The sequence below is a fragment of the Secundilactobacillus sp. MJ173 genome (genome assembly GCF_059704265.1).
Genome location: NZ_BAAKGN010000013.1, coordinates 105,534 through 116,113, shown reverse-complemented (window position 1 = coordinate 116,113; position 10,580 = coordinate 105,534). Strand labels below are relative to the sequence as shown.

Annotated in this window: 2 protein-coding genes; both read right to left on the bottom strand. The window is 43.6% G+C overall.

Annotated features, from left to right (window positions below; genetic code table 11):
* On the bottom strand, positions 1-3,866 hold a 3,866-nt coding region (locus tag AC6H04_RS02295; RefSeq protein WP_497570159.1), incomplete at its 3' end, for a beta strand repeat-containing protein.
* A gap of 347 nt (positions 3,867-4,213) precedes the next feature.
* Entirely contained in the window at positions 4,214-10,228 is a 6,015-nt protein-coding gene (locus AC6H04_RS02290) for a mucin-binding protein (protein ID WP_497570158.1), read from the bottom strand.
* Positions 10,229-10,580: the final 352 nt, after the last annotated feature.

Sequence of the window (10,580 nt, the reverse complement as noted above, 5' to 3'; positions counted from 1 at the left end):
TTGCCACTAAAGCCATCTGGTAGATCAGTCGTATGCTTATGAACCAAATTAACGATTAAATTATCATTGTCGTTGTCGCCTGGCATAATCTTGTAATTTAACTTGTCGACTTGACCAGTTGCTAATTCATAACCGTCTGGAACCTTAACATCATACGTTCCTGTTTTATCAGGAGCTCCATCAATTTCAACGGGATTGTCTACCGGCTTATTACCATTATCATTGTCCACGTAAGTAACAGTAAGGCTCGAATTACTTACCAATTCATACTGTACATAATCACCATCATCAAAATATTGTGCAACTTGACCCAACGCGGCTGGCCCATCATTATTACTGTCAATAATAGTTGGGACACCAGTATCTAGCTTATATCCATCTGGTATTAATGCTGTTTCAGCAGCGGTAAAGTTCGAAGTTTGTTTCGGATAATCGTCCTTAAGAGTATTCTTATTATCAGTAACTGTCTGTGTTAGATTGGGAATTTCAACATACTGATCATTACCATCTGCATCTACATAGTGATAACGAGCCTTAACCGTTGAAGTCCCATCAATTTTGATTGAAGCGTCAGTGGAACTAACAACAACCTTCGAACCATCACCATAGAACGCTGTTTGCAAGTAGCCTGTGTAACCAGCCATGTCACTGAATTTAACTGCCTCACCATTGATTGTCTGATCAGGAACAGTACCATCGATCTCAATCCGACCAGTTGAAGTATTTGGTTTGATGCCATTAACTTGAATCATGATTGAACGAACCTTTGACCATCCACCAGCTGCTGGCACCTGATCTGCAGTGACGTAACCAGTGGTGCTTGGCGCAGTATCTGAAGTGTTAAAGGTTTGAAGCGTGGTGGAATAAAGAACGGTGGCGTTAAGTGCTGTCCCATCACCCGTAGAAGTTGTAAAATTGCTTGGAACTTTGATTGGACCTGTTAAATCAAACGTATATTGAGGCCCCTTGGAATCACCCACAGTAGGTAAATTAATGACAGCTGTGGCGTTGTGATCTTTGGCATCAGTGGCAGGTGAGGTATAAACGATAGAATCATAAAAGCTCATGTTAGGTAAGCCCTTATCATCACTAGTACCACTAGCATTATTTGTACCTGGAGCTACTGGGTTAGCATCAGTATTTCCTTTTGCGAGAGAAGTGTTGAAAAACGAACTTGCAGTGGAAATGTTCCACATGCCAGACCCATTTTCACCGCCCATTAAGTAAGCATTCGGATTATTTTCAACAAATGATTCGTCTGTCGGTTTCGTGGCATTTACAAGTTTAGTCTTTGGCGACACAATATATACTTCGTATGGATAATTACCCGGTAGCGCATCGGGATCATTTGCCAGTGTAACCGCACCCCAATGACCTGTAACTTGACTCAGATCAACAGTAGTACCGGTGCCAGAATAGTCAATTTTAACGACTGTTTGACCATTATCGGCGGTAAATTCTGATACCTTAGCACCAGTTGTCTGAGTTAACTGAGCCCCAGTAGGATCTGCTGTATATCGAGAATCATGAACCGGATCATCACCCATATAGCCAAGACTGTTAACAGAGGCGACAGTTGTAACTTTAGGAAGTACAAAATAGATAGTTGGTTCATAGATTTTATTCGTATTCTGTCCATTACCAAAATCATTATATCTGATTTGAAGTGTACCAGCACTATCGTTGCCTGGCGTCTGACTATTAGTTCTTGTCACCAGATAAGCTTGACCAACGGCCAGAGCTTCCACAACTGTTTGATTCGCTGATGCTTTACCTTCATAAGATTGATTGTTTGCATTGAAGGTAATATCAATAGTGGAAGTCAGTTTATCACCAATTTTGACAGGAGTCGTATTATCATCATAGTTTTCTGCCAAGTGACCATTGACGGTAAAACTGGAGGCCACACCTGAAGCGTCTGTATAAGAACCAGCTGCTAACTTATTAGGCTCAAACACTGCTGACCGAATAGCGGAACCATCAGCAGAAGTAACTGTTGCACCAGCCGCGACAGTGCCTGTTTCAGTCTGGCCATTTGCTAAAGTGATCGTGTAATTATAGCTACTCGTATCAGGTAAATAAGATGACGGCGTTACACCTTGTGCAGGTGTTTGAATACTCGTTGCATCAAGTCCATTGGGAACTGTAATTGTAATTTTGGTGTTGTTTGAGTCAGCTGCTGAATTATACGCAAAACCAAAGCTATTAAGAGCTTCAGTATCATCACCATCATCCAAGATTAATTGAGAAGAGTTCCCTGAAGAATTCCCTTTAGCAATAGCTTGAACACCACTTTTACCAACGTTTGTACCGTTCTGGTTAGGAATAATGGTTACTTTCCACGGATCAGCCTGATCAGTAATCGTGTTGTTCGCGGAATCACCATTGACAATTTGAGAAAAAGTGACATTTCCATTAGCAGTGAGCGTTTGTGCAGATGTCGTTTGAGGTACGTCAAAAGCCCCGGCAATCTGGTATTCTGGTAAATTAAGCGATCCGTTACTACTCATTTCAATTTCACTACCAGCCCCTGCTGGAACATTGATAATCACGTTTGTTCCCTTACCACCGGGTTGTGTAATCGTTGTACCATCCGAAAAAGCATTCATTTTGCTGGTATTGTTGGAATCTAAAGTAAAACCAGTGGGAACTGGAATTGTAATCGTTGATCCACCATAGTTATCTACTTTGCTGACACGATTGGTTGAACCAAGCCTATCATCATCAGGAATTCCATCACTTTCATTCACACTCACACCAAAAATATAATTTTGGTTAGGTAATAGTTGTTCAACCGTGCTAGGATCCGGATGAAGCATGGTAACCGTTGATAGTTTAGTAGATGGCTTCACGGTCTGAGTGAAACTTACACCGGGTTGAGGCTTATTGTTGATTGTGAAAGTAACGTTTTTAGTTACTGTTTTACCTACGTCAGCCATAGCGCCTGGAGCCAAATTAGGACTGGACAGATTCAGCTTGATTTGCTGCGTGCTTGCGGTATCGGTCGTGAAAGTATCAGTAATAATATGTGAACCACCCTCACCCACAGTGGTTGTTGTGGTACCTGCTCCAGCCTGCAAAGAATCAACTGAATCAAAAGTATATAGAGCGTCGTCTGCTGGAATGGTAACTTGGTAAACATCACCAGCATTTGCATTTGAATTTAGAGTGATTATCAATGGACTTTGTGCATTAGTACCGGTACCAATTGCATTCTCTGAAATCGTAAGTGACGTTGGAGTAGCTGGAGTTGTTGGATCAACCGCATCAATTTCTTGTGGTTGATGAGTTGTAGCATAAGCCTGATCAGCATTGGCCTTTGCAGCGTTTAATTGATCTTCAGTCGGGGCAACCAACGTTCTTGAGGCCGTTGGTTGGGATGCGGCTGGTGTCGCTGACTGATTAGCCGTATTAACAGCTGGCTGCTTGACTGAATCACTTGGCGTCACGGGTGCATTCGTTACTGTCTTTGATGCGTCTTCTTTGGTAGACGTGGAAACTGCTGTGTTACTGGTTGCCGGATCCGCGTTATTCTTTGCATCTGCATTCTCTGAATCGGCAACTGGTTGACTATTCTCGCTTGTCTTGTTAGCGCTGCCATTAGTATTTACACTCGACTTTAATGAAACGGCCTTTGCTTGCGGCCCACCGGATACATTACTGTTAGTCGCCGTCTCAGTAGGTTCCTGCGTATGTGTTATCGTAACATCGGCATAACTGGTCGTGCTACTCCCCAACAGAATACCTGCTCCTAATGCTAAACTAGCAAGACTCGCATAAATCCATCTTGTTCCAGCCTTGTACGATTTATAATGTTCTTTCAAATTAGACTTAATCGTCCGAATATGATTATTTTTACCAACCATTTTAATATCCCCCTTAAATTAAAAAAAGTTGTTTACCTACTTAACTAAATTAATTCATTAGAACGCGTCGCCTTAAGGCTTACTTAAACCCCACATAAACTAACAAAATCGACCCTGTTTATTGTAATTTTTCATCATTCTCCCCCTTTTTTCCTTTATTGTAAGGTTAATCATTTCACAAGTAAAGGCTTACAAATGAAATTAAAATGATTTTTTAATTAAACTTTAATGATTATAAATTTAAGCTTTACATGGATGAGATTTCTCCATCTTCGACACACAAAAACACCTTGATCAAGGCCACTTTCGACCCTAATCAAGGTGTTTATTTATATCACTCAGTTTAATTACTCATCATCACGTTTGCGACGTTTCAACCCAGCCAACCCTAGCATACTAGTCAGCAGACCAAGCAAACCTAAACCAACTTCGGAATGATCTTGCTCATTGGTTTGCGGTAACTTTTGCTGGTTAGTGGCCGAAGCGTTAGAACGGCTTTCTGAAACTGAACCACTAGCATAACGTCCTGATACCGGTGTAGCTGTTGCCTTACCCGTTTCAGAAATACGCGCTGGTGTTTCAGCGGTTCCCTCGCTAGCACTCGTTTCAAGAGGTGACCCTTCACCCTTCTCTGTAGTCACTTCTGTGGTAGTCGCGCCAGTATGTGTTGTCACAGCGGTTCCCGAATCAGACGTTCCAGTCGTAACGGTGCCGGTGTTGCCGCCAGCTGGATCATCACCCGGTTCATTATCAGGAATCCCTTCACCGCCATCTGAACTAGTTTGTTTAATCGGTGCATAAGTGACCACTACATCTTCGTTGTACATTGGCACATCGCTTGCCGATACACTGCCAAGCGCTTGCTGACTGACTTTACTTGGACTGGCAGTATAGCCTGAAAGTGTCGGTACCGTCACTTCATAATAGCTACCAGCTGGTGTCGCCACACTGGTGCCAGTGGCTCGATCCGTCACCACGTTCCAAGTCACTGTCTGAACCCATGGTGCCGGTACCTGACCCGTATAGTTTGGATCATTTACCACATAATGGATAGTCCGCGTAGTCGTTGTGGTGGTGCGATCAATGACGTGGTTCAAATGAACCTGAACCAGCTGACTACTGTTAGCTGTAACTTGATAAGTACCATTAGCAACCTGTCCAGCGGCCAAACTATAGCCAGTTGGCTTATCATCCGTGTTCCAGTTAAACTTGCTGGACGTGTTAAGGGCAACTGTTGTTGGCGTACCGACCACTTTACCACTGTTATCATCATCCACGTATTCAAACGTGACATTTTGCGCGTTTGGTGTATACGTAACGGTTACTTTTTCATTCTGTGGCAAAGTGGTTACAGCACCGTAAACTTGTTGCGGCACGCTGGTTTTATCAGCTGTGTAACCACTGATTGCTGGAGTAGTTCGTTCACTGTAATCAACCTGCGGCACCATCACTTGATTGCCAGTGGTTTTATCGGTGATAATCTGCCACGTCATCGTCTGGGTCTGACTTGTCGGCACCTTACCCGTGTAATTAGAATCATTTACCACATACGTGATTGTCCGCGTGGTCGTGGCCGTACTGGAATCAATGACGTGACTCAAATGAATCTGAATCATCTGATTTTTGTCATTGGTAAATTGATACGTGCCACTAGCTGGCTGACCTGCTGCCAGTTTATAACCGGTTGGTAAATCATCCGTATTCCAGTTAACCGTACCAGAAGTTGTCCCCGTAATAGTCGTTGGCGTACCGACGACTTCACCGCCCTTAGCATCATCTACATATTCCAATGTAACGGTCTGCTGTAACGGCGTATAGGTCACCGTGACCTCTTCATTTCCTGGCAATTCACTATTAGTGACAACGTCATAGGTTTCTTGATCCACCGAATCTTTATCAGCTTTATAGCCGTCAATTGTTGGTGTCTCTTCCTTACCATAGACACCGGTTGGCGTAGCGAAACTAGTCTTCGTAGCTTGATCACTGGTAACTTTCCACGTAATCGTCTGGGTTTGAGTTGCTGGTACCTCACCCGTGTAATTGGGGTCATTTACCACATACGTGATGGTCCGTGTGGTCGTGGCCGTCGTATTTTCGATGACGTGGTTCAAGTGAATTTTAATGATCTGATCCTTATCATTGGTAAATTGATACGTGCCACTAGCTGGCTGACCTGCTGCTAGTTTGTAGCCAGCTGGCAAGTTATCCGTATTCCAGTTAACCGTACCAGAGGTCACACCTTCAGTAACAGCTGGCTTATCAACTACGCGGCCGTTGTCATCATCATCTACATATTCTACTGTGACAGTCTGCTTATCAGGTGAATACGTCACGGTAACGTCTTCATTTGCGGGAATGTCACTAGTGGCAACATCGTTATAGGTTTCTTGACCAACCGATTTCTGGTCAGCGGTATAGCCATCAATTTTCGGTGAACTCACTTCGCCATAGACACCGGTTGGCGTGGCGAAACTAGTCTTCGCAGCTTGATCACTGGTAACTTTCCACGTAATCGTCTGGGTTTGAGTTGCTGGTACCTTACCCGTGTAATTAGGACCAGCAACCACATACGTGATGGTCCGTGTGGTCGTGGCCGTCGTATTTTCGATGATGTGGTTCAAGTGAATCTTAACGGTCTGATCGGCATCACCGGTAAATTCATACGTACCACTAGCCGCTTGACCGTCTGCCAATTTGTAGCCGGCTGGTAACTTATCTGTGTTCCAGTCAGTTGTACCACCTGGTACGCCAGGAACAGTTGTCGGATCACCGACTATCGCGCCCTTATTATCATCGTCAACGTATTCAATTTTGGCACTCACATTGCTCGTTAATTCATACTGAACAATGGCACCATCATAGAAGTACTGAACGACTTGCCCAAATTCGGCTGTCCCGTCGGCTTTACCTGAAGCGTTTTTACCGTCAATAAGCGTTAGTGTCGCTTTACCTGAAGTGTCCGTAACTAACTCATAACCTGCAGGAATCAATCCTTGATCATTAGTAGAAAAGTCGGAAAGTTGCGTTGGATAGTCATCATTTGTAAAGGTATCTGCGTTATCGTTAAGTGTTTTGCTCAAATCATCCAAATCGACATATTGATCCTTACCTGCAGCATCAACGTAGTGGAGACGGGTCTTAATGGTTGAAGTCCCTGTAATCGCAATCGAAGCGTCAGTAGAACTGACATTTGCTTCGGAACCATTACCGTAGAAAATGGTCTGCAAATATCCCGTATGACCGGCTTGCGTATTAAAATTATCGGTGGTCCCGGTAATTTCAATTCTACCAGTAGAGGTATTGGCTTTAATCCCATTAATTTCAATCGCAATGGAACGAATAGTCGACCAGTCTTTAACTTGGTCCGCAGTCACGTATCCGGTGGTATCAGGTGTTGTTCCGTCAGCTGCCGTCTGTGCAGTAGTCGAGTATAAAACAACTGAATTGATTGGCGTCCCCGTACCCTCTGTAACCGTGTAATTATCTGGTACAGTAATTGGACCGGTTAACTCAAACGTATACGTCGAGCCCTTTGCATCACCGACAGTTGGTAAGTTGATGATAACACCCGCATTATCGTCTTCAGGTTTTTCCTCTTTTGACGTGTAGGTAATAGTATCAAAGAACCTCATGGTGGTATCACCCTGATCATCGCTGGTCCCAGTAGTAGTCGCCTCCACACCTTGATTACCCAATGCCAAAGAACTATTACCAAGTGCACTAACCGTATCAATACTCCATTTACCATTACCTACATCATACATTAAAACAGCATCTGGGTTATTTTCAACATATGACGGATCCACTGCTGGTGTGCTATTCATCAATCTAGTGGTTGGTGAAACAATGTACATATAATAAGGATAATCACCTGGCAGAGCATCCGGTTTATTATCAAGATGGACGGTTGCATATGCCCCCAACTCATCTTGTGTAATGGTATCAATCGATATACCCGTACCCGTATAATCAAATTTAACAACTGTAGAACCGTCATCCGCCACAAATTCACTCACTTTTGCGTCAGGCATCTGGGTTGTTGACCCAACAGTACTCGATTTAGGAATTACGTAATAAAAGATAGGTTCAAAAATTTTATCAGTTGTCTCTCCGGCATCCGGAAAATTATAAACGTTCATCAAGTCCCCAGCACCCTTGGCACCAGGAGCAGCATTACTTTCATAGCCCCAGCCCGGCATTCTGCCTTCGGACTCAACGACAGTTTGCGTCGCAGAGGAGTCGTCAGTATAAGTCGTCCCGTTTAAAACAAAACTAAACTGGATGGTTGAAGTCAGTTGATCGCCGTTCTTAACTGCTGCACCACTGTCGTAATTATCTGCCAAACTGCCAAGCAAATTAAAGTTGCTAGCACTGCCTAAACTGTTAAGATCAGTGGCACCAGGAACTAGCTTATCAGGGACGAATACTGCCGTTCTGATGGGGGAATTACCTGTCACCTTAGCTTGTTCACCAGCCTTAACCGTCCCGGTCTGAGTCGTACCGTCTGCCAACGTCAGTGTATATTGATAGCTGGTCGTTCCCGGTAAATAGGTTGTTGGTGAAACCGCGGAAACCGGTGTCTGAATGCTAGTGACATTCAATCCATCCGGAATGGTAAGTTGAATTTGGGCATTGTTGGTGTCGTCTGGTGAATCATAAGTAAAACCAAAACTGTTAAGGAATGCGGGATCATCGCTGGCATCATTATCCAAAACTAGTTTATCATCCGTCACCGAAGAATTACCCATTGCGCTAGTTACAGCCGCAACTTTACCAATATCAGTACCACCGTTATTAGCAAGGATCACAACACTCCAAGGAGCAGCTGTATCAGTCAGTGTATCACCATCTGAATTTATCACTTGAGAAAAAGTCACATCACCATCTGCCGTATACGTCTGATTAACAGCCGTTTGAGCAATATCAAAAGAGCCAACAAACTTATATGCAGGTATATCTTGATAGCCCTGACTCCCAGATCCTTTGGGAACATTAATGACCACGTCCGTTCCTTTGCCCCCAGGTTGAGTAATGGTTGTCTGATCATCAAAAACATTCATCTCACTCGTGCCTTCAGCATCTAACGTAAAATCAGCTGGTACTGGGATGGTAATTTGAGTACCACCATAGTTATCGGCACTGTTAACACGAGCAGAAGTCAAACTATCATCCAACACACCATCAGCTTCATTAACACCGATACTAAAAACATAGTCTTTTCCTGGTATTAAATTAGTAACGGTCTTCGGATCTGGAATAACCATTGTCACTGGGGTCAGGTTAGTGGTTGGCTGGATGGTTTGCGTAAACGTGATTGGCGTCTGTGCAACCCCGTTGATTGAATACGTTATCGTCTTAGTGAGCGTTTTACCAACATCTGCCATACCACTAGTCGGCTGACCGAGATAGTTATTGTTTAAGCTCAAAGGGATGGTTTGCGTGAAATTCAAATCACTAGTAAACGTATCAGTAACAGTGTATGAACCATCTTCATTTTTGTCCACAACCGTTGTACCATAGCTACTTCCCAAAGTCTGCACTGAATTTGAATTAAACCCGTACACCGACGTACTAGCGGGAATGTTAATGACATAGACGTCACGAGCTTTAGCATGAGCTGTTAAAGTTAGCGTTAAAGCTCCTTGCTCATTAGTACCATAGCCCACTGCGTTAGCAGAAATCGTTAGCGGTGCCGCGTCAGTGGAATCATCCGCGACTGCCTTAATTTCTTGCGGTTCATGAGTATCCGCATAAGTTTGAGCCGCACTCTGCTTGGCTGCATCCAATTGTTCTGCGGTTGGATCAACTAAGACTTTAGATTGAGATGCCTGCGTTGCCGCCTGAGAAGTTGAATCGTTTACCACTTGATTGGCCTGCTCATTGGCAGCCGTTTGCTTGTCTGAAGCCGAACTTTCAGTAGTCGTGGTTGCAGTACTTACCTGAGTGTTATTTGCTGGCTGTGCATCGCCAGTAGCAGCTGTCCCCGAGTTACTAGCTGGCTTTGCAGCAGTCTTATCACTGCCAGTAGCAGCACCCGATTGAACATTAGATTCTGCACTGGCATCAGCTTTGTTAGCAGCAGTGGCAGCGTTTTGAGTCGTCTTCAGCGGTACAACTGACGCTTTCTGAGACGTTGCAGTGGCAGTCGATGACGCATCTGATTCAGATTTCGCTGGTTCTTGAGTACTATTCGCGTTAGCAGCTGTGTCAGCGTAGGATGTTGTACTTCCAAGCAAGAGACCCACACCCATTGCTAGGCTTGCTATACTAGCGTAAACCCACGTTCTCCCAGCTTTATACGCCTTATAACGCTGGTCGAGATTAGCTTTAATTGTTCCAATGTGGTTATTTTTTCCAACCATTCTTGATACCCCCTAATTATGCCTACCGTTGGTAAATTACCTTATCAAAAATTACTTATGGAATAATATTCAAAATGATATTAAAGACCAGCTTTACCTTTTATTAAAATGAACACGAATCCCCATCATTTCATGAGCTGGCTACTCCTCCGAAGTATACATCTCCAATCTTGTGGTTATTATAGTTCAGGGGGTTGTACATGTAAAGACGTTTTTGCCATCATTTTTTAACTTCAATTAATTTGGCCATTAAATTATGTCAAAACAACTTTTGTTAATATAACTATTCACGCAAATAAAAAGCACCTCAATCAAATATGATCAAGGTGCTCCCCTTATGAATCATCACTTT